Source organism: Bartonella tamiae Th239, assembly GCF_000278275.1.
GTDB classification, from domain to species: Bacteria; Pseudomonadota; Alphaproteobacteria; order Rhizobiales; family Rhizobiaceae; genus Bartonella; species Bartonella tamiae.
The window spans coordinates 775,020-798,252 of the sequence record NZ_JH725147.1 but is presented as its reverse complement, the minus strand read 5'-3'; the positions used below and the strand labels follow the sequence as shown (position 1 = coordinate 798,252).

The window sequence follows — 23,233 nt, the reverse complement described above, 5'->3', positions numbered from 1 at the left end:
ATCGACTTTACAAAAATATAAGAATTAATGTTGATCGCTAATGAAGCGATTTTCATTATTATTTTTTGTATCAAGAGGATCTAATACTTATAGTCGAATTCCGAAATAATATATTTTGATTAAGAAAATATTTGAGGAGATAAATCTATAAATTTAATTGAAGTATTTTTAAAATTTTAGAACAAATGGCGGAGAGAGAGGGATTCGAACCCTCGATACGGTTTCCCGCATACACGCGTTCCAGGCGTGCGCCTTCAACCACTCGGCCACCTCTCCAACGTCGCTGCAATATAGCCAGATCAGCTTGCAGTTCAAGACAAAATTTAAGATGTAATAAAAAAATATTGAATGATGTTTCTTTCACGCTCTTATCGTTGTAAATTTTTTCATTCTTTAATGATAATATGACTCTTAATTATTGGATTTATGTATTTAAGAGAAATTTTACTGACTTAAAAATTCTTTAACTTCAAAATTTCAAAGATCAAGATTAAGTTTTCTATGACATCTTACCTTATATGTTTTTTGTGCTTGTAATAAGAACGGTTGAATTTTGTTCCCTCCAATCATAACGGGAACGATTTACTATTTATAAACGTTTAACGAGAGATAATGAAATCAATATGGCATCTGTAAAAACGCAGAGAGGAGGTCTTATGATTCAATATTTCAATAATTTAATAATAATGGATAAAATAAGATTTAAAGTTTTTATTCTATTACCATTTTTAACTCTCACACTATATTTGCTTCCTGTCCATGCCAATGATTGGATCTTAAAAAAAGGACTTGAAAACCAGTTTCTATCTTCGACAATGATGAAAATAGGGCATAATTCATTTACAAAAGAGCAAATAGAAAAACGTCTTCGTGATCATGGATTTAATCATATTAAGCATCTCTTATTGGATCCAGATGGTATTTGGCGTGCGCTTATTTCTCATAACGGTCATAATTATAAGGTCTCGATAGATTATTCTGGTGATATTTTTGTTGAACAGTAGAAAGATCATAATGCTTGATATGAAGAAAAAAAATAGTCACCTATATGATCACAATACTTTATTCAGTAAACTAAGTGAAACGACACAGCCCGTTATAATTTGTGCAGCAATTGGCGCATTATCAGGATTTTTAATTGCGTTTTTAGCAGCCAATGGCTATGCGGCAATTCCTGGCTTTGGTCCCATTATTGCTTATGGAAATATTTTAGCGATTTTAATAGGTACTATCATGGGTATAATTATTGGCACCATATTTGGTTTTTTAGTTTCTCTTATTTTAATCATGTTGCCACGCGAAAAGTAAGCCTTTGTTTAAAATGCTAACACCATCGAGGTAGACATAAAACATTTCGCGCTATTTTAAGTATTTTGCTTTTTATTGCCGTTTTAGTGTAAAGAACATCTTATTTTTATGATAATATATTCTTCACGCTTTCTCGTTCACTTAACTTGTTAAAATATTTAACAAGCATAGGCTTGTCACTATAATCAATTTTGACTATTGGGCACCAAGTCAAAACTGTGAAAAGATAAGCATCAGCAATGGTAAAGTTTTCACTTGCTATAAAGTCTGATTGTTCTAATTGTTTTTCAACAAAATCAAAACGTTTTAGAAGTTTTTCAATGCCTTTTTTTCTCTGTTCATCAGAAGGATTTTGAAAAGCAAAAGAAAAATTGACTTGCAGTTCCGTTGCGACGAAATTGAGCCATTCTAGGACTTTTGCTCTTTCAAATGTTGCGGGTTTTTCAGCAAGATTTTTTTCAGGCTTTAAATCAGCCAGATACTGTAAAATCGCAGGTATTTCTGTAAGAATACGCCCGTCAGAAAGTTCTAATGCAGGGACACAACCTTTAGGATTGATATCAAAAAAATTGGCACCATCTTGTGTCGTTTTTGTCGATAAATCAATTTTTACAAGAAAAACAGGAATATTTGCTTCATTTGCAGTAATTTGGGCGGCAAGAGAACATGCGCCAGGTGCGTAATAGAGTTTCATAATAAACCTTAATATCTCGTTATTACTATTATTTATTGTTAAATAAATTAAGGATATGAGTCAACTGTTCATCTTTCATTAACTATTCATCATTCTAGGTACAAGATTTATAAAATCAATATCAATACAGATAGAATGCATGATGTATGAGGCGATTGAATTGCAATATTTATGAAAATTCTTCATAATAGAAATAGGTTTATTTTTGAATTATGTCTTAAAAAAAAGATAAGTGAAAACCAAATGATGAAATAAAGGGCACAAAGCTTGTCAATATTATCTCAACCGCTTAACGTTGGATCTCATCAATTTCGTAATCGCGTTTTTTTAGCACCAATGTCAGGTGTGAGCGATTTGCCATTTCGATTAAGAAGTTGGAAAGCTGGTGCTGGAATGGTGATTTCAGAAATGGTTGCCAGTGGTGAATTATGTGCTCATTCGTCTGAAAGTCTAAAACGCATCAAAGGTGATGGTTTATCCTCACATGTCATACAACTTGCTGGGCGTGAAGCGAAATGGATGGCATTAGCTGCTGAAATTGCACAAGAAGCGCATGTTGATATGATTGATATTAATATGGGGTGTCCAGCAAAAAAAGTTACGGGGGGATATTCTGGTGCTGCCCTCATGCGTGATATAAAATTATCGATGTCGTTGATTGAATCCGTCTTAAAAGTAGCTAAAGTCCCTGTATCTTTAAAAATGCGTCTTGGATGGGATGAACAAAGCATCAATGCTCCTGAAATTGCAAAATTGGCAGAAAACGCTGGCATAGCGATGATTACAGTACATGGGCGAACCAGAATGCAATTTTATCACGGGCAAGCAAATTGGGATGCCATTGCACGTGTTAGAGATCGTATATCAATTCCACTGATTGCAAATGGCGATATAAAAACGCGCCAAGATGCTGAAATATGTATGCAAAAATCCGGTGCTGACGCTGTGATGGTCGGGCGTGCTGCATACGGTGCTCCATGGATTGTGGGAGCGATTGTAGGGTATGATTTTAATGAAAACTTGGCGCACTATATTTGTGATCACTATCACGAAATGATTGATTATTATGGTGAAAATATTGGTGTGCGTCATGCGAGAAAACATATCCAATGGTATTTAGAAAAACATGCAAAAGGGTTTTATAATGCATCTGAACGTCAGGATATTTTGACGTCAAAAAACCCTGAGCACGTTTTGTTGCTTTTAAAAGAAATTTTTAATCGCTTTGAAGATATAAAGAAAAAAGTAGCCTAATGTTGAATGAATTAGCAAAAGGCTCATCGCAAAATCTTTCGACATTTATTCTCGATTGCATCCCATTTTCAATCATTATAATCAATGAGAATAATAAATTAATATATGCTAATTTGGGTGCAGAAGATTTTTTTAAAACAAGTACCAAGATCCTGAGACGTGAAAATCTCTCTTGGATTTTCTCTCCTCAAAGTTCTCTTTTTTCACTATTGCAAACAATGCGAAGTCAATCTTTACCCATTAATGAATATAACATTGATTTATTTTTACCACGTCTTGGATATAATAAACGTGTGGATGTTTTTCTTCTGCCTCTTCCTGAAAAAATAGGATCTGCCATTATTTTATTTCATGAAAAATCCATGTCAGAAAGAATGGATCGTCAATTTAACCAACGTGGATCTGCACGATCAATCACGGGTCTTGCATCAATGCTTGCTCACGAAATCAAAAATCCCCTTTCAGGAATTCGTGGTGCGGCACAATTGATTGAAAATAGTCTTAATGATGAGGATAGGCAATTAACACAATTAATTCAAAATGAGACGGATAGAATTGTTGGATTGGTTGATCGGATGGAAATTTTTTCTGATGAACGTCCTATTGAACACTCTCCTATTAATATGCATACGGTCCTTAATCATGTAAAAATGCTGGCGCAAAATGGCTTTGCTAAAAATATACGGTTTATAGAAAAATATGATCCCTCGTTACCACCTGTATCGGGTCATCGTGATCAGCTCATTCAGATTTTTTTGAATCTCGTTAAAAATGCATCAGAAGCTTTAAAAAATCATGCTGATGCAACAATTATACTTAAATCTTCATATAAATCTGGAATATGGATCGCATCACATAATCGTCGCGAAAAAGTAGCGCTTCCATTGGAATTTTGTGTTGAGGATAACGGTTCGGGTATTTTGGCTGATATTCAACCAAATTTATTTGATCCTTTTATAACCAGTAAAGTGAATGGCTCAGGTCTAGGTTTGCCTATGGTTGCTAAACTTGTTCATAACCATGGTGGGATCGTTGAGTGTGAAACCCAAAAAGGCAAAACCGTGTTTCGTGTTCTCTTGCCTATGTGGCAAAAAAAGAGACGACAAAATCCAACAAGTGGAGAATGATAGTGAGCAAGGGGATAATAATTGTTGCTGATGATGATGCCGCTATCCGAATGGTTCTGCAACAAGCTTTACTGCGCGCAGATTATGAGGTTCGACTTGCGGCGGATTCTAAAAAATTATGGAATTTGCTGTCTGAAAATGAAGGTGATCTTGTCATAAGCGATGTGATTATGCCTGATAAAACGATTTTTGATCTTTTGCCGAACATAAAACAAGTGCGTCCTGAAATGCCTGTCATTATTATGAGTGCACAAAATACATTTATGACGGCAATAAAGTCTTCTCAGGCAGGCGCTTATGACTATCTCGCAAAGCCTTTCGATCTTGACGAAATGATTCAAATTGTCGAACGTGCAATGGCACAAGTACGCTCAAAAAAGAAAAACCATGTCACACAAGATAGATCTGATGGACTTCCTTTCGTTGGGCGTTCACAAGCGATGCAAGATATTTATCGTCAGCTTGCGCGGATGATGCAAACTGAGCTCACAATCTTGATCACAGGTGAATCAGGAACAGGCAAAGAACTTGTGGCGCGTTCTTTGCATGAATATGGGCGCCGTCATCATGGTCCTTTTGTTGCAATCAATATGGCAGCTATTCCACGTGATTTGATTGAGTCTGAATTGTTTGGTCATGAAAAAGGTGCATTTACGGGTGCAAATGCACGCGCATCTGGCCGTTTTGAACAGGCAAATGGGGGGACACTTTTTCTTGACGAAATTGGCGATATGCCGATGGAGGCGCAAACACGTCTTTTGCGGGTTTTGCAACAAGGTGAATATATGCGTGTAGGTGGACGAACACCGATCAAAACAGACGTCCGAATTGTTGCTGCGACCAATAAAAACCTTTCACAATTAATCCATAGTGGTCAGTTTCGAGAAGATTTGTTTTATCGGCTAAATGTTGTTCCTATTCGTATTCCTGCTTTAAGAGAACGTATTCATGATATTGATGATTTGGTTCATCATTTTTTTCATAATGCTGTCCATGAAGGTTTAGGTGAAAAATTTATAAATTCTGAAGGAATGGAATTACTTTATACGCACTCTTGGCCTGGAAATGTTCGCGAGTTGGAAAACTTTGTGCGCCGTCTTGCGGCTCTTTATCCGCAAAGAGAAATAGGCCCTGATGTGATTGCTGCAGAGCTTACCAACATTAAAGACAATAAAAATGTTTTCACTATCGCTACGTTTGATGAAAAAAAAACTCTTTCGCAAGCTGTAGAAGATAGAATTGTAGAGTATTTTCAGTCTTTTCAAGGGGACATACTGCCATCAGGTCTTTATCAAAGTATTTTAGAAGAGGTTGAATATCCGCTCATTCGTGCCTGTCTTAAAGCGACAAATGGTAATCAAATCAAAGCTGCTGAGATTTTAGGTTTAAATCGCAATACATTGCGCAAAAAAGTGCGCGATTTGGGTTTAACAATGACAAAAAATATTCGATAAGTTTGGGAATTTAAAAAAAAACGTGTTCAGGTGATTGACCTTTGGTGAGAACCTTGTAAAGAACACATATCTTTTTTGGAGGGGTGGCCGAGCGGTTTAAGGCACCGGTCTTGAAAACCGGCGTGCAGGAGACTGTACCGTGGGTTCGAATCCCACCCCCTCCGCCATTAAGACACGTTAATCTTACTGTGTTCCTTTTTATTTCAGACATTACACCAAGATATCAAAGAGTTAGATTTTGTCTTTTTCTTAAGAGATTTATTTCCTGCTTTTATTTGAGTTTTTCCTGCGCTCTGTCTCTGTTTGCATTTTTTGTCGGTGCGGATTGATAGATTTTTTGTGGTTTTCCAAGAATACAGGGAATTAACAGGGAATTTATTTTTTTCTATTGTTCAAATGACGCCAAATTTGAGCAATGGCTTTAATGTTTCTGGCACAGATTTTGAGATTTAATTTTCTGATGCGAGACGTTGTTTTTTTAAGATGAGATAATTCAGACGATATGTTTGAGCTTAAGCATCAAGGATAGTAGTGTTTATTACCTGATTTGCTTTTGTCTTATTGCATGAAGAGCTGTTCTTGTTTTGCCCAATCAAGTGGTATCTTGCAACGGACAAGTTTTTCTAATGTAAGATCAATGGGTTGATTACCATTGAGAATAGCTTTTTGAAGCTTTGGGGATAAAAAAGCTAAGGGAATGCGTGAGCGGATATAACTCTCATTGATGTTTTCTTGGGTGGCGATTGAAGCAAAGGTCTGACCTTGTTTCATAGTGTTCAGCCATTGATGTGCTTTGACAAGACTCTTAATGAGAGCCTGATCTTGCTCTGGCAACTTTTGACCAATGATGAGCTTTTGTTCAACTCCACGTTTACGAAGTGTCATGGGAAGAATAAAAGTCATATCTGTTTGTTGTTCACTCTGTGGCAGTGATAGCTTTTGGAATAATAAGGCCGTATCAATATGTAATGTGATCTGATCGGTTTTAAGATTAATGCGTTTAATCACCTGTGCACGCTTATGAGGGGAATCTTTTAAATAGAGATCAAGCTGTTTCTTTTGTGCTTTGATCTCTTGAATTGATGTTTGTTGTTTGGCGAATGTGCTTTGCTCAACATAGTCACTTACCTTCTCATTAAAGGCTTTCATAAGTGTTTCTTCAAAGGATTGAGCAGGAAGTCGCCAAGCGGATGGATCTTTGCCATTTAACAAACGGCTGGAGATATAATAACGAATGATCTTCTTATTTTTAATTGTATGGGTTGGCGTTAAATGCTCACCCGTTTCATCAAAGAGCTTTGATTTAAACAAAGCTATTTCTTCAGTATTGTTTTGACTTCCTCTTTTCTTAGCGCTTTTCATTTGAAGCTTATCTTGAACACGTTGCCATAAATCACAATTAATAATGGCCTCATGGCGACCATCATAGAGCAATTCTTTATGTTTGACCTTGCCAATATAAATAGGATTGATAAGGATTTTATGAATGGCACCTCGAGATAAGTAAGATTGAGAGAGATAAGGTTGAGAACTATCAGTATCAGCCCCCTCACTTTGAGCAGTTGCTTTATCATTTAGCCCTGCATTTTTATTCTTACGCGTTATCCCCTCTTTTTGTGCCATCTCTTCGACTTTTGTCAAACACTGGAATTTATCATAAAGACAAAATAGCCTTCTGACCTTTTCTGCTTGAACATCATCCATAATCAATCCTCTAATTGTTGGATCAGGATGCGGTTGATATCCCATAGGCGTTGTTCCGCCCATCCATAGGCCTTTGGCTTTAGATGCTGCTATTTTATCGCGAATACGCTCTGCTGTGACTTCTCGCTCAAACTGGGCAAAGTATAAAAGCATATTAAGGGTTAGTCGTCCCATAGATGTTGCAGTATTAAAACTTTGCGTAACAGAAACAAAACTGGCACTCGCTTTATCTAATCGTTCAATGATTTTAGAAAAGTCCATCAAAGAGCGTGTTAAACGATCAATCTTATAAACAACAATCATATCAATAAGACCTTGATCTATATCTTTGAGCAAAGCGTTTAGCCCTGCCCGTTCCATTGTTCCACCTGAGACACCGCCATCATCATAGCGTTTTTTGACAAGAACCCAACCCTCATGCTTTTGGCTTGCTATATAGGATTCACACGCTTCATATTGTGCATCAAGCGAATTGAACTCTTGTTCCAAACCTTCATCCGATGATTTGCGTGTATAGATAGCACAGCGTATTTTAGTTGATTGTTGAGTATTCTTACTCATGCTGGCTCCCCATCGCGTTCATGAAGCTGATAACCTATTCCACTCGTACCATGATGAGCATCTTTGCTATTCAAACCGAAGAATCTTGGTCCAGACCAATGCGTGCCAGTAATGGCTTTAGCAATGGAGGATAAAGACCTATAAAGTTTGCCATTCCATAGATAACCATTCTCTGTCACCTCAACATGATGGGTTATCCCATTCCATTCGCGTAATAACCGAGAACCTTGTCGAAGCTTATGTCCTTTAGTTTTTATTATTTTGCCGGCATTCAAAGCTGTTTCATAACGCTTTAATTCTTTTTGGAAGGTTTTATTCAATCCGCCATATTGTTTAGATTGTATCTCAAACGCAAGTATCCCACACATGACATTGCGCCCCATGGTCCGTGATGGCGGTGTTGTTATAACATTTCGCCAGAGATCTAAAAGATCTGAACGCTTCAAGGTTTCAAGTGAACCAGTATCAATCATCTCATCCCCTCTTTATTTCTTTTGCCATGATGCCGTTCTTATAAACTTTCAAACAGTCCTGCCCAGTTGCTTCATCAACTCGAATGATTGATACCTATCAACACGTTTGCTCTTACTTTCCCTTAAGTCCAGTTAAATAATGCTTATGAGTTCAACTCTGCGTTTTAAAAGAAACATCCCAATGTTTTATGACATATTTTAAATAAATGTTCACTGTATGTTCTATTTATGATATAGACTTCAATAACCAACAACTCACCCAAACCCACCCACCAATTTTGAAGTGAACGAACACAATGACCAACATAGAACCTAACCAAAACACAATTAAAGATAATGTTCATCAGTCTACCCCGGATGCAAACAAAGATAAGGCAGACAGTGACCTTAAACGCCATATTCACCTTTTAAAGATCACCGATCTCAAACCATGGGATAGAAATGCGCGCAAACATTCCAAACATCAGATCAAACAAATTGCCAAAAGCATAGAAACATTCGGCTTTACTAATCCTGTGCTTATTGACCAGAACAACACGATCCTTGCAGGTCATGGTCGCGTAGAAGCGGCAAAGCTTTTAAAACTTCCTCATGTTCCTTGTCTTTACCTCGAAACTCTGTCTGACGCACAAAAGCGCGCTTATGTTTTGGCTGATAATCAATTGGCTTTGAATGCCAGTTGGGATGAAGATTTACTCTCTCAAGAATTAAAAGCCTTGTCACAAATTGATCTTGGCTTTGAGCTTAATACAACAGGATTTACAATCGCCGAGATTGATCAGCTTATTGACGGCGTTCAACTGGAAGAAACAGGTGATCCAAGAGAGGATGCACTTCCTCAAGATGTAAGTGAACGCGTCCAATTTGGTGACATTTGGGCTTTAGGCAATCATCGCCTTATCTGTGGTGATAGTTTGGATAAACAAACACTTGCCTCTCTCATGAACAATGAGAAAGCCACGCTTGTTTTTACTGATCCCCCCTATAATGTTAAAATTGATGGTCATGTAGGTGGCAATGGTAAAACCAAGCATAAGGAATTTGCTTTTGCTTCAGGAGAAATGAACGAACAAGAGTTTACCACCTTTTTGTGCAATGCCTTTATTCATCTGACAGAGCATTCAAAAGATGGTTCCATTCATTTTATCTGTATGGATTGGCGTCATATGCGTGAAGTCATGGATGCAGCAAGTGGCCTTTATAGTGAACTTAAAAACTTAATCGTCTGGGCAAAAGATAATGGTGGTATGGGAACCTTCTATCGTTCACGCCATGAACTGATCTTTGCTTACAAATATGGAACAACTGATCACATTAATAGTTTTGAACTTGGCCAACATGGACGTTATCGTACCAATGTTTGGCAATATCGCAGTGCCAATCAAAAAGAACTTAACCATCATCCTACAGTCAAACCTGTTGAGATGATTGCTGATGCGATTAAGGATGTATCACAACGCAATGATATTGTTCTTGATCTCTTTGGTGGCTCTGGGTCAACCTTAATTGCGGCTGAGAAGACAGGACGGCGTGCTTACTTGAGTGAATATGATCCCCATTATTGTGACATTATCCTTCAACGCTATGAAGACTATGCAAAAGATCAGGCTGTCTTGTTAGAGCGTCCAAGTTTAATTGAGCATCAAGGATAACAAAACATGACAAAAGCACCAAAAGTCTTCAAACCCAATATGCATACTCTTGAACCTTATCCTGTTGGTTATGGCAAGCCACCAAAAGACAACCAATTTAAACAAGGGCAATCTGGTAATCCATCTGGTCGTCCCAAAGGTTCAACCAATAAGCTATCAAGCCAACATTTAAAGCTTCATGATATTCTTCTTCATGAAGCTTATCGCACTGTCACTATACAAGACAAAGATGGCCCAATTCAATTAAGTGTTGCACAAGCCGCTATGCGCTCTCTTGCCCTTAAAGCAGCACAAGGGCATGTGGGTGCTCAAAAGCTCTTTATGGAAAGCCTTCACATAATTGAAACCGAGCAAGCCAATCAGACGTCTGAGATATTACAATCCTTCTTTCTCTACAAACAAAAAGCACGAGCCATTCTTCAACAAAGAAAAGCGCAAGGTCTTCCCCTTCATGAAGATGATTTTATTCCCCATCCTGATCATATCGATATTGATATTCGCTGCATGGAGATTTCTATCAAAGGCCCTGTTGATGAAAAAGATAAACGCCTATGGGACAAGCTTTGGCAAACAAAGAAAGAATATGAAGATACAGTCAATGCTTTAAGATCTCATAAATCAACACAAAGGAACAAAAACCTATCAAACCTTGTTCAAAAAGCACTCTACTTTTTAGAGCTTTATGAACAAACTATCATGATAAGATGGGGGTTACCCGTTGAAGACGTTGTAAAAGAACATAACCGCTGGCAGTCCATGGAACAACGCGTGAAAGGTATACAAAATGGAATACTCAACTTCGATGGGAGTGTTATCTTATAAGTAAGAATTAACCTAACGAGATAAAATGCTTCAGTCTTTATTTTTCACTTGTTAAGAAACATTCTTAGCTTTATATTTTAAGTTATTATTGGGAGGGGATTTTATCATGCGTTAGGTTCTTTTGATTTCAAGTGTTTTACTTTTGTCTAACTGCGCATCAACCAATGTGCCACTTTCTCAACCCATACAAAACCAATATGTTGGGCACTCTATTAAGGATGTAGAATTAAAGCTTGGTATCCCAGATTCAATATCTAACACCCAAGATGGAACAGTCTATAGTTGGAATAGAAGTGATACACGCTGGGTTACACTTGCTTCATCACAAAAAATTGCTGGAACTCGCATGGTCAATGGTCATAATGTTGCAAGCATTGTGAATGGTCCGCCCATTCAAACAATGCAAACAGTTTCATGCAGTGTGAGCGTGACAACAGATAAACAAGGTAAAGTTATTGCACTCACTCAAACTTCTTCAGGGATGAGCTGTTCTGATATAATTTACAAATTATCTCAATAAATGAAGTTTCAAAGCTATTATATTAGCTTTTCTCTTTTGAAGTTGAATAGATTCTATTTACACGCGCAATAAGTGTGTTCAAATTGTGACATTTTTCAAAAATATTTTTATACCATAAATTAACTATTGTATTTTTTTGATACAAAACTATAGAGTATTTATAGTTAATAATTTATTACATTAGGTAGGAAAGCATGAGACCTTTGTGTCTTTTGAAGAAGATGTATCTTCTTTTTTCAGTCGTCTTTTGTTTTCTCACTTCTTTTGGTTTAGCGCAACCACTTGCAAATGAGCCTTCATCACCCGTTCATGCAAAACAGTTTGATGATTGGTTTTATCGTTGTAATGATGTTTCCCAAGTCAATGACAAACCTATACAGCAATGTGAAGTTGTTCAACTTCAACAAGTTAAGCAAGGAGATGAAACAGTAACAGTTTTATCAATCGCTATTGCTTTAACCGCTCCACAAAAAGCAGGACAAAAACCTTCGCTTTTAATGACAAGCATTACGCCTTTGAATGTTTACCTTCCTTCAGGCCTTCGCTTTAGCATAAATGGCAAAGATATATTCAAAATGACTTATCGCAATTGCAACCAAGCGGGATGCTGGGCACAACAAAAGCTTGATAACAAGGCTCTCACGGCATTAAAAAAATCTAATGAAGCAACTGGGCATTTTCGTTTAATCAATGGACAAAATGTCAACATTAAGTTTTCTCTTAAAGGTTTCTCAAGTGCTTTAAACGCTTTTGAGAAAGGTGAGGTTTTACCTTGATGAAATATCCATCTCGTTTCATGACGTATAAATCTTTTCCTGTTTTTTTAATGATGTTATCTTTACTAGGAACAGCATCTCTTTCTTATGGGCAGTCCCCTGCTGATGATTTTGCACGCCGTCAAGCTGAACAGCAAAAGAAACAGCAAATTGATCAGTTACGTCATTTTACACCTAATGCTGGACCATCACCTCAATTGAAACAGCCTCTCATTCCTGATGATGGGACATGTTTTACGATTAATCACGTAGTTGTTGAAAGCGCAACGAAATTATCATCAAGAACTATCTCATCTATTACTTCACCTTATGATAATAAATGTATTGGTTTAAGTGATATTCAAGCATTGATGAAGGCACTTACAGATGCCTATTTGAGTAAAGGCTATGTCACTGCACGTGTGTATATTCCTGAGCAGGATATAAAAACGAGTAAAATATTACGTCTTCTCGTTCAAGAAGGTAAACTTTCTTCTCTCTATTATAATGGAAAGCCCACAAGTCTTTATGATGGTGTTATGTTAAGTGCTTTCCCTGGAATTCTTGGAAAAGTTTTAAATATGCGTGATGTCGAGCAAGGTTTAGACCAGATGAACCGCCTTGCTTCTAATAACGCCAAGAGTGAGATGCTACCTGGCGGCAATGATGGTAGTACAATATTAAATATTACTAATCAAAGAGACAAACCTTGGCAGGTCAATCTAAGTCATGACAATCTTGGGCAACAATCAACGGGATATGCACGCTATAATGCAGGGCTAACGCTTGATAATATTCTTAAAATCAACGACATATGGAACTTTAGTTATCAAAGAACAGACAAAGATTATTGGAAACAAAGCCCTCAAGATCGCCATAGTAATAGTTACTCAGGAAGTGTGAGTATTCCACACGGTTATTGGACATTTAATATCTCTGGCTATTTTTATAATTATCATAGCATTGTTCAAGGACAATATGAGCCTATGAAAACATCTGGGGATTCTAGAGAATTGCGTGGTGGTGCAAGTCGTATCATTCACCGTGATGGAAACTCACTTACAACGCTCAATATGGGGCTTGCTTATAAATCAACCAATAATTTTCTTCTTGGTAACAAGATTGAAGTGGGAAGCCGCCAATATACAGTTGGTAACTTAGGGCTTTCTCATTCAAGACAAATGTTAAAAGGTACATGGACATTTGATGTGAGTTACCTTCAAGGGTTGAATGCTTTTGGAGCTGTTAAAAAACATGAACCTGCTGCAGGAGACGCAGATCCAGAGTTTTCAAAATTCACAGCAACAATCAGTGTGATGACGCCATTTAAAATAGGTAAGCAAAACTTTATTTTGAGTAATCTTCTTGTGGGGCAATATTCACCAGACCAATTATTTGGTGCTGAACAAATATCCATTGGTAGTTATTCAAATGTGCGTGGAGCACGTGAAAGTTTAATTTACGGTAACAATGGCTTTTTTACACGTAATGATATTATTTGGCGTACCGTTCCATGGACAAAGAATGCAACACTCGCTTCAACTCTTGGAGAGTTTCGCCCTTATTTTGGGTTGGACTATGGTCAAGTTTTTGCACAAGCAAAATATAGGTTTGAGGATAATAATTTAGCCAGTTGGACTGTTGGCGCTAAGCTGTCAGGCGGTAAATTCTCTCTTGATGGGGGATATTCTGAGATTTTTTCAACGACTGTTAAAAAAGATAAAGGCGGCATGGGCTTTATATCTGTTTCTATGAATTTTTAGAAGTTTCCTACAACGTGTAGGGTTTTATTCAATAGGCTGCGAAGATGCAGTGGCTCAAGGTGAGTATCATGACAAAAACAATAATCAAATATAGCTTCTTAAACTCAAAGACATTCAAACGTCTTCCTCAACAATTGTTAGCTGGGGTTTTGAGTTTTTCACTCATCATGCAACCGCTTTTTGTATCTGCCCAACAAATTTCTGTTGACCCAAATGCAGGCGCATCACAACGGCCAAACATAGGTGCTGCTCCTAACGGCGTTCCTATGATTGATATTGCCACGCCAAATGGTGCCGGCCTTTCTCATAATAAATACAATAACTTCAATATTGGTGCACCAGGGGTTATTCTTAATAATCATAACGGAGAAGTTGGGATATCACAATTAGGGGGTGTTACACCAGGTAACCCAAATTTGCGCACTTCTGGCTCTGCAAGCGTTATTCTCAACGAAGTCACAAGTGGTAACCGTTCAGCCTTGGAAGGCCCTGCAGAAATTTTTGGTCGTCAAGCTGATGTGATTATTGCCAACCCAAACGGTATTACATGTAATGGCTGTGGCTTTATCAATACACCGCGTGCAACACTCACCACTGGTATTCCTCAAATTGGTCTTGATGGTCGCTTAACAGGTTTTGACGTTCAAGGTGGCGATGTTACTTTTGGTGAAAAAGGTGCTAATCTTTCCTCTGGCAAAGGTTCGGTTGATATATTTGATGTTGTATCAAGAACAGTCATCCTTGATGGTCCTGTTTCTGGTCATGATATAGGCATTCATGCTGGCACGGGTAAATTTGATTATGCATCACGTGAGTTTAAAGAGCTAACTGATATTGCTGGTAAGCCTCAATATGCCATTGATGGTTCAGCACTGGGAGCTCTGCAAGCTGATCGCATTAAGATTGTTGCCACTGAAAAAGGTGTTGGCGTGAGGATGCGTAATGATATGGCTGCTAATGCTGGCGAAATATCATTATCAGCTAACGGCAAAATTGCCCTTAACAAGGTATCTGGCCGTGATGGTGTGACAATAAAAGCTAATGATAATAGCATTGAAGCACGTACAGTAACTTCTAAAAAAACAGTCAACATTCAAGCTGACCAAGGTGTCACACTTGAGACGATTGGTGCTGATGGCGACATTATGGTCAACGCTGGGCACGGTCTGATTTCTGCTGAAGGTGACCTTATTGCTGGTGGCAATTTAAGCCTTACTGCGGATGGTTCAATCAAAGCAAATCAGGTTGCAAGTGGCAACCAAATGCTTATCAACGCTGGTCAAGACATTGATGTCCTTGTTGCTGTTGCCAATGGTCAAGCATCACTTCAAAACAGAAATGGAAATATTAGGTCAACAAATGGAATTAAAGCCGGTACTGATTTAAACGTCACTGCAAATAAAGGTTTAATTGAAGCGGCTACCCTCATCAGCTTTAATAATATGACGCTCTCCGCTGGGCAAGATCTCAACATTACTGGAAATGTTAAAGCCTCCAATACTGTCGATATAGAGACAGGACGTAATCTTAATGCAGGCTTTATCTTGGCCGGTTCTAATATTAATCTTCATGCCTTTGGCAACATCATTGCATCAACCATTGCAAATGGTCTTGATATGAATGCAACAGATGAAACAGGCAACTTAACATTTGCTCGTCAAGCTAATATAGCTTTGAAAGCGGCTCAAGGCTCTATAACTGCAGGGAATATCTATAGTACAAACACTATTGATGCGTCATCAAATCAAGCTCTTACAATCAATAACACTTTAGCAGCATCTGGCAATGTTGCTGTTGAGGCAGCCTCTGTCTCTGGTCAACGCCTCATTGCAGGCATGCAGCTTATTGGACAAAATAATAATGGTGCTTTGAATGGCACTGCTACAACTAACATTGTAGCCAAAACAGGTGATATTGTCCTTCAACAAATCTTAAGTGGTAGCACCATCCAACTTAATGCAAACCAAGGCTCTATTACCAGTAATCAGATACAATCGGGTGCAGATGTTAACACATCGGCACAAAATGGATCAATAACAGCCCAACAAATTTATACCGAAGGAACACTTAATTTAATAAGTGGACATACTGTTACAATATCGGGAGCATCTTATAGTGGGAGAGATTTTAATGTTCAAACCCAACAAGCTAATCTTGGCGATGCAACAATTGGTGGCAACCTTATTGTCAACAGCAATGCATTAAAAGCGAATAGATTATCAATCTATGGCAATGCTAATTTAAACGCTCAAGATATTAATCTTCAAACTTTATTTGCAGGGCGTGATATCATTGCTCATACGAATAATTTTGTAGCCCAACGCCTTATTAGCGGTCTTGATATTGATAAAGCCAATGAAACTGGTCTTGTTTCATTTAATACAAGTGGTGGAAAGACAGTTATTGATGCATCAAATGCTATTACTTTAGAACAAGCATTTAGTGGAAATGATTTGCAGTTGAATGCAAAGAATAACATTCAATACCAATATTTGTTTAGCAATCAAAATGCTTCTCTTACAACAGAACAAGGTAATTTAAGTCTTGAAAACAATCTTGTTGCAGGTGGTGATATTAGCTTATCAGCAACATCCCTTGATTTAAGCAATAATCGTGCAAAGATACAAACAGCAAAAACGCTTGCTTTGAAAGCACAAACAGTTGATGTTTCTAATAGCACACTCACTTATGGTGGTTTGACTATCAATGCGGCTTCAGCATTCAATGTTCAAAATGCAAAATTGTCTGCGATTAAAAGTGGTGGTGGATCAGGTGATATTCAACTCAATATCCCTACCCTTGTAGTTGACAGAAATACAAATATTCTAGCTGATAATGATTTTAAAATCATCACATCATCGCTTGAAAACAATGGTCAACTTGCTTCCGCCAATGACTTACAAATTAATACAACTGGTACCATTACTAATAATTCCACAGGCTTAATCTATACAGCAGGCAATGGTGCACTTTTTGCAGATGGTGATATTGTCAATGACTTTGGCGCAATCATTGCGCAAGGTAATTTGAAATTTGCAAATAACAGCGGCAATGGCAAAAACAGCCTTCTTAAAAATAAAGCAGGTCTTATTCAGTCTGGCAAAAACCTTTCTATCCTCACCAATCATCTTATTAATGAAGCGGATGTTAATCCAGAGCTTAGCCAACAATCTTCGACAAATACAGGGATGATTTCTTTTGATACACCAAAAGATTATGATCAATTAGGTAAGTATGGACAAATCATAAGTTTGAATAAAGTCAATGATTATGAGATAAATCCATATCCACTCCCTGCTCTTGATCCAAGATATGTATATGCACTTGGCTATGACAATACGACAAATACATGGGGTATCTTACAAACATCTAATAATGATACACCAAGACTTGCTGAACAATTATATCAAAACAAAGAAGAAGCTTATTCTACTCTCGTTATTGATGGCATTACCTATAAAACTGATAATTGGTTATTGGGATATACGCGTCTTGAGAAAAGACTTGAATTTTATTACCTTAATCCTTTGCCTACTGGAATGCAAAAAACTGAAACAGGTCAGGTTTTTAACGTTGAAACAATCAAATCAGGTCTCATTCAAGCAGGCAATGACTTAACGATTGATGCAGATGTCATTGATAATAATTATAGCAATATTGAAGCTGGAAACAATGCGACAATTACAGCCCAAACTGTTAATAATGTCGGTGCAACAGCCTATACAACATCAAGCATCACCTGTGTTTCAAAATCACAATGTATGGCTTATGATGCTGATGGTAATCGCATTGCTGGTAAAGACTTGGCTGCAGGTAGTACAATCACAACGGGTATGGTTGCGACAAAAAGCTTTGCAGCCACGATTAAAGCGGGTGGTGCACTTCAATTAAATGCCACAACACTTAATAATACGGTTGCGGAAAACACCATTGCAGGATCTGCAAAATTTGAGGCAGAAGCAACATCTGGTAATCCCCTTGATGCGCTTAATGGTTTAACGGCAGGCGGTGCTCTTTTTGATAAGAATATTGATTTAAACCTTGTTCAAAAAGAAAATGGAAATTTCTCGCTTGCAACAGCCATTGAACGTGGTGATATCTCAGCTCCAAAACCAAATTCTGGTGGCTTTGGTGGCACATTACCCAATCAATATTTTGTCTATGAAACGCGTGCAGCGTTTCTAGATGTTGGTAAGTTTTATGGTTCTGGTTATTTTATGAACCGTATTGGCTATAATCCAGATCATCAAATTTTATTCCTTGGGGACGCCTATTTTGAAAACCAACTTATAGACAAGCAAATGCGTGATCTTGTTGGTGAGGGGTTGGGTAATGGCTCTTTTGTTCCAGGAAATGATCCAATTGAACAGATGAAGTCGCTTCTTGATGCAGGTATTGAATATAGCAATAAAAATGGTTTGACCTTTGGAGAACCTTTAACGGCTGAACAAGTAGCAAGCCTTGATAAATTCATCGTTGTTTATGTCAAACAAAACGTCAATGGCATGGAGGTTTATGCGCCTGTTCTTTATATTTCTGCAAAAGACAAAGCAAGTATTTCTGCATCAGGTTCCAAAATTGAAGGTGGCAGTGTTAATATCACCACCAATACTGTTAATAATTCTGGTCTCATTAGCTCAAACAGTGATCTAAAAATACAAGGCGTTGATATTTTATCAAATGGTGGTGCTTTTGCTTCTCGTGGGGACATGATTTTAGCATCAACCAATAATCTTGAATTGAATGCTGGAACAACAAGCTTAAATGGCCAAACAGTTATTTTACCAACACAAGCAATCAATGCTGGTGGAACGGCCATTCTCTCGGCTGATAATAACTTAAGCCTGAATGGTGTGAATGCCAAAGCCGGTGAAAGCATGGGGCTTTCAGGCAAAAATGTCACCATTGGTACAGCAACGGCAACAACTGCAAATGGCTCGCAAAATGTGACCGGTTCAAGTATTGAAACTGGCAAAGATCTGCAAGTCAAAGCTGACAATGACATTACTGTAACTGGGAGCAGTCTCAACGCAGGTGATCGCATGGCGTTATCAGCTGAAAGTGGTAATCTCACCATTCAATCAGCTGAAGCTAACCGTGTTGAAAGCTCTAGCTTTAATACAACACAACAAAAGTCAGAGCTTAACTCTGGCGGTTCTATGTCTTTGTCTGCTGACAAGAATGTTGTCATTGCTGGGTCTGATGCTCATGCGGATGGTAATCTTGCAATTGATGCAGGGCAAAGTGTTGCGATTGTTGCAACGCAAGATAAATCTGTTGAAGTTGCTGGTAAACGTGTTTCACTTGACAGTACTCAACAAAGTTCAAATGTATCTTCTGACAAGAATATGGGCGTTAAAGCTGGTGAAGATATTCTCATTGGCGCATCTAACTTAGATGCCAAGGGCAATATGTCACTCGACGCTCAAGGTGAAATCACCATCACCTCTATGGAAAACAAAAGTGAAGACCATATAGATCAAAATAAATACAAAATGAATAGAGATGAGACCACGCAAGTTGGCTCGTCTTTAACTGCTGGTGGCAATGTGACAGCAATTGCTGGCCAAGATGGAAAAGAACATAATCTTAATATTATTGGCAGCAGCATTGATGCTGATGGTAAGGTTGGCCTTAAAGCCACAGGTGATGTGAGTATCTTAGCGGCTGAAGATAGCTACCATGAAGATATTAGTACAAAATCAAAAACGGGTGGCTTATTCAAGAAAACAAACAAAAAAGAAACATCAACAGATACAACAACAACTGTAGGTTCATCAATTTCTGGTAATGATGGTGTTAATATTCAAGCTGGAAATAATGTTACGGTTTCAGCATCTGACATTGTTGCTGGCACAGATGATAAAACAGCTGATTTGAATGTTAAAGCTGGTGGTGATTTGCTTATTGCTTCTGGTAAAGATACGCAAAGTACAAATAGCAATAAAAGCACTAAAAAGCTTTTAGGCAGTTCATCAAAGAAGCAAACCACTTATGATGAAACCAATGTTGCATCTAATCTTGGTGCAACAGGCAATGTTAATTTAAGCGCCAATGGCAATGCTGTCATCTCTGGCTCGAATGTTGTTGCCGGTGAAGATGTCAATATTATCGTTTCAAGCGTTTCTGTTATTGGTGCACAAGAAGATCATGCTTCAACAACTGACAAGAAGAAAACTGGTTTTGGTGTTGGTTCAGGTGATGGCTTCTATTCCATCTATGGTTCAGACAAAAGAAAAAAGACAACAGAAGAAACAAAAAATATTGGTTCAAACGTTGTTGCCGGTGGCGATGTCAACATTGTTGCTACACAAACTGATGTAAATATCATTGGCTCAAATGTGACAGCAGGTAATGATATAAACCTTGATGCTGCACGTGATGTGAATATTCTTCCTGGCAATGAAAGTTATGAAGAAACTGAAAGTAAGAAAAAATCAGGCTTTGGACTTCAAATCCAAGGCTCAAGCACGGGCGGCTCTATTGGCATTGGCTATGGCTCATCAACTGATAAAAAAAGCAGTGATCAAAAAACCAATACAAGTTCTACGTTAACAGCTGGCAATGATGTTAATATTAGTGCTGGGCGTGATGCCAACTTACAAGCCGCAGATGTAAGTTCTGGGCGTGATATCAATATCTATGCCGAAAATAATGTTAATCTGCTCGCCGCTAATGATGTTAGCAACTATAAAGAAATGCATGAAAAGCTTTTTGCTGGTGTGACTGTTTCTGTTGGCAGCAACATTGCTAATGCTGCACAAAGCATTGCCAACTCGGTTGATCGCATAGGAGGGGGAGATTGGAAAAGTGATATTGGTAATAGTCTTGTAGCATTATCTCAGGCAAATGATATTAAAAAAATGATTAACTCTAAAGACTTAGGTCTTTCTGCTGGCATTGGCGTAGGCTTTAATCACTCCAAGTATGAAAGTTTATCCAAGACATCAACACCTGTTGTCACCACACTTGAAGCTGGGCGCGCTATTGATATTGAAGCTGGGAATAATATCACATCTCAAGGTGCGCAAATCAATGCTGGTACAAATCCAATATGGAATTTTGTTAATGATAACAAAGCCGGTGATATAAGTTTAAGTGCTGGAAATGAAATCAATCTAATTAGTGCACAAGGTTTACAAAAAAATGAAAGTAACTCCAATTCTAGCGGTGCGCAATTTGGAATATCAACAACTGGACCGATGGCTAATGGATATTATAGCAATGGTAATAGTTCATCTAATGAAATCACTAACCTTAATACTCATATTGCTGGGACAGGTGATATAACATTAAAATCAGGTGCTGATACGAATTTGAACGGCGCTGTTATTACAGGCGATAGCTTAAAAGCTGAAATTGGTGGTAACCTTAACATAGTGAGTCCCCAAGATACGGAAGTTTCCAAAAATAAAAACCAAACAATTTCTGGAGGTTTTAATGGTAATGTTTCTGCCAGTTGGCAACAATCCAATTCATCTGGTAATTACGCAAGTGTAATTGAACAGTCTGGTATTAAAGTTGGAGATGGTGGTTTTAATATAAAAGTCAATAATAATACAGGCTTAATCGGTGGCATTATTAGTAGCACAGCAACGGCTGATAAAAATAGATTAGAGACAGGAACACTTACAACAAATGATATTAAAAATTTTGCAGAAGCAAACGCTGATAGCAAAGGTTTCAACTTGCCATCTGATATTTTTTCAAAGGGAAAATATGGCATAGGAAAAACAGTTATAGGAAACTTACTTAATAGTGGTCATGCGGATGATTCATCTAAAGGTCACACGAATGCTGCAATTAGCAATGGAACAATTATTATTAAAGATGAAGCTGGACAAATGGCACTTACTGGCCACAATAGTGCAAACACAATCGCATCACTTAACCGTGATACTGAAAATGCTCATCAGGCTGCTGATAAAATAAACATACATCATTTGGAACAACAAGCTGCAAATGAGCAAGCTCTTAAACAAGATCTTATTAATCTAGGCTTTAAATATAGTGATGAAGCTTATAAAACTACGTTTATAAAGGAACATCCAGTATCTATCATTGAGTATGATGAAAATGGAATACCTCAAGCACGCCATTTAACAGATGAAGAAAAGCAACATATGCAGCCAGGCTCTGATGGAAAAATAAATATTAGTGCTAATGGTATTTTTAATAATGAACAAGCTGCTATACATTATGCTTTACAACATGCAGGTGATAAATCAGGACCGCTTTATATAGTTTGGTTTCCAAAAGCAGATAATTCTGTAAGTGAATTAATGATAGCTGGTTATCAGAAAAATTTGGAAAATAATTTTTGGGGCTTAACAAATTCAGCACAAGAAGTAGTTGATTTAATGAAACAATATGGTCAAAATGGATTAGATATATATGGCCACAGCCGTGGAACTATGACTGTTGGTAATGCTTTATCATCATTAAAAAATAGCGGAGTTAATAATGCACTTGGTAATACGAATATTCACTTTTTTGGTCCAGCTTATAATGCACAGCAGGCCGCTAATTCACTTTACGATTTAAGTGGCGGACAGCAAAACGGTGTATATCTTCAAAACAATAAGTACGATTATGTAGGCTCTGTGATTGGTGGAAATCCTGCAAGCAATAATAAAATACCGTCAACTAGCAATAAGTTTCAAGAATGGTTCAATATGACCTTCGGTAAAAAAGGATATTCTACACATAGCTGTTATGGAAATGCATCAGATGATTGCAAAGATAACTACGGAAAATCAGATACTATTATTATTAAAGCAAAAGGTGCAAAATGAATAAAATATTAACCATTTTATCTACTCTACTTATAAGTGCTTGCAGCATGGACAGCATGTTAGAAACATTTGCTCCTCCTACCCCAAATAATGAATGGTATAGTAAGCCAGGAAGTACCATTCAATCTGTTCAAGAGGATTTAAAATAATGTGGTGAAAAAAAGTATAATTATAAAGAACAAAATATGATTTTTATGAATAATCACTTTAAAAAAACTTTTTGTATGTATGACAAAGGCTATATAACTAAAGATAAAAAAACACCGTTTGAATCATGTAAAAATTTTACTAATCCAAAACTTCCAATATGTATTGCTAGAGGCGCCTATAATTAGAGGCATTATTGGCATT

Annotated in this window: 14 protein-coding genes and 2 tRNA genes; 12 read left to right on the top strand and 4 right to left on the bottom strand. The window is 37.5% G+C overall.

What is annotated here, in order from left to right; genetic code table 11:
• Positions 1–186: 186 nt before the first annotated feature.
• Positions 187–276, bottom strand: a tRNA-Ser gene (locus tag ME5_RS03565).
• Positions 277–656: 380 nt separating this feature from the next.
• On the opposite strand from ME5_RS03565, the gene ME5_RS03560 reads away from it, so the two are divergent.
• A complete protein-coding gene (locus ME5_RS03560) occupies positions 657–1,004 on the top strand; it encodes a hypothetical protein (RefSeq protein ID WP_008038489.1) in 348 nt (115 codons plus the stop codon).
• 10 nt (positions 1,005–1,014) lie between these two features.
• Positions 1,015–1,308, top strand: coding sequence for a hypothetical protein (locus ME5_RS03555; RefSeq protein ID WP_008038486.1), 294 nt, complete (start codon positions 1,015–1,017; stop codon positions 1,306–1,308).
• Positions 1,309–1,414: 106 nt separating this feature from the next.
• On the opposite strand, the gene gstA is transcribed toward ME5_RS03555, so the two are convergent.
• A complete protein-coding gene (gene gstA, locus ME5_RS03550) occupies positions 1,415–2,002 on the bottom strand; it encodes a glutathione transferase GstA (RefSeq protein WP_008038479.1) in 588 nt (195 codons plus the stop codon).
• Positions 2,003–2,269: 267 nt separating this feature from the next.
• Here gstA and dusB point away from each other — a divergent pair, with 267 nt between their 5' ends.
• From dusB to ME5_RS03530, 4 genes are all read left to right on the top strand, one after another.
• On the top strand, positions 2,270–3,256 hold the full coding sequence (dusB, locus tag ME5_RS03545; protein WP_008038477.1) for a tRNA dihydrouridine synthase DusB: 987 nt from the start codon (positions 2,270–2,272) through the stop codon (positions 3,254–3,256).
• The gene (locus ME5_RS03540; protein WP_008038475.1) at positions 3,256–4,383 is read left to right on the top strand and encodes a two-component system sensor histidine kinase NtrB; all 1,128 of its coding nucleotides are present in this window, start codon (positions 3,256–3,258) and stop codon (positions 4,381–4,383) included. Before dusB ends, ME5_RS03540 begins: the two co-directional genes overlap by 1 nt.
• A complete protein-coding gene (ntrC, locus tag ME5_RS03535) occupies positions 4,380–5,837 on the top strand; it encodes a nitrogen regulation protein NR(I) (protein WP_035000325.1) in 1,458 nt (485 codons plus the stop codon). The genes ME5_RS03540 and ntrC overlap by 4 nt, the downstream gene beginning before the upstream one ends.
• A 77-nt stretch (positions 5,838–5,914) precedes the next feature.
• Positions 5,915–6,004 (top strand) — tRNA-Ser (locus tag ME5_RS03530).
• Positions 6,005–6,395: 391 nt separating this feature from the next.
• Here ME5_RS03530 and ME5_RS03525 read toward each other — a convergent pair.
• Together ME5_RS03525 and ME5_RS03520 are read right to left on the bottom strand one after the other, a co-directional pair.
• Positions 6,396–8,102, bottom strand: coding sequence for a recombinase family protein (locus ME5_RS03525; RefSeq protein WP_008038472.1), 1,707 nt, complete (start codon positions 8,100–8,102; stop codon positions 6,396–6,398).
• The gene (locus tag ME5_RS03520) at positions 8,099–8,575 is read right to left on the bottom strand and encodes a DUF2924 domain-containing protein (RefSeq protein WP_008038471.1); all 477 of its coding nucleotides are present in this window, start codon (positions 8,573–8,575) and stop codon (positions 8,099–8,101) included. Before ME5_RS03520 ends, ME5_RS03525 begins: the two co-directional genes overlap by 4 nt.
• A gap of 296 nt (positions 8,576–8,871) precedes the next feature.
• Here ME5_RS03520 and ME5_RS03515 point away from each other — a divergent pair, with 296 nt between their 5' ends.
• The 6 genes from ME5_RS03515 to ME5_RS03490 all read left to right on the top strand — a co-directional run bounded on the left by ME5_RS03515 (position 8,872) and on the right by ME5_RS03490 (position 22,882).
• Positions 8,872–10,227 (top strand): site-specific DNA-methyltransferase, encoded by a 1,356-nt coding sequence (locus tag ME5_RS03515; RefSeq protein ID WP_008038469.1) that lies wholly within the window; start codon positions 8,872–8,874, stop codon positions 10,225–10,227.
• A 6-nt stretch (positions 10,228–10,233) separates the two neighbouring features.
• Entirely contained in the window at positions 10,234–11,049 is an 816-nt protein-coding gene (locus tag ME5_RS03510; protein WP_008038467.1) for a DUF5681 domain-containing protein, read from the top strand.
• A gap of 121 nt (positions 11,050–11,170) precedes the next feature.
• On the top strand, positions 11,171–11,569 hold the full coding sequence (locus ME5_RS03505; RefSeq protein ID WP_008038466.1) for a hypothetical protein: 399 nt from the start codon (positions 11,171–11,173) through the stop codon (positions 11,567–11,569).
• Between the two features lie 221 nt (positions 11,570–11,790).
• Complete coding sequence (locus ME5_RS03500) at positions 11,791–12,345, top strand: invasion associated locus B family protein (RefSeq protein ID WP_245256480.1); 555 nt, start codon at positions 11,791–11,793, stop codon at positions 12,343–12,345.
• Complete coding sequence (locus ME5_RS03495; RefSeq protein ID WP_008038463.1) at positions 12,345–14,087, top strand: ShlB/FhaC/HecB family hemolysin secretion/activation protein; 1,743 nt, start codon at positions 12,345–12,347, stop codon at positions 14,085–14,087. Before ME5_RS03500 ends, ME5_RS03495 begins: the two co-directional genes overlap by 1 nt.
• A 68-nt stretch (positions 14,088–14,155) precedes the next feature.
• Positions 14,156–22,882, top strand: coding sequence for a hemagglutinin repeat-containing protein (locus ME5_RS03490; RefSeq protein ID WP_245256479.1), 8,727 nt, complete (start codon positions 14,156–14,158; stop codon positions 22,880–22,882).
• The last annotated feature ends 351 nt before the right edge of the window (positions 22,883–23,233 follow it).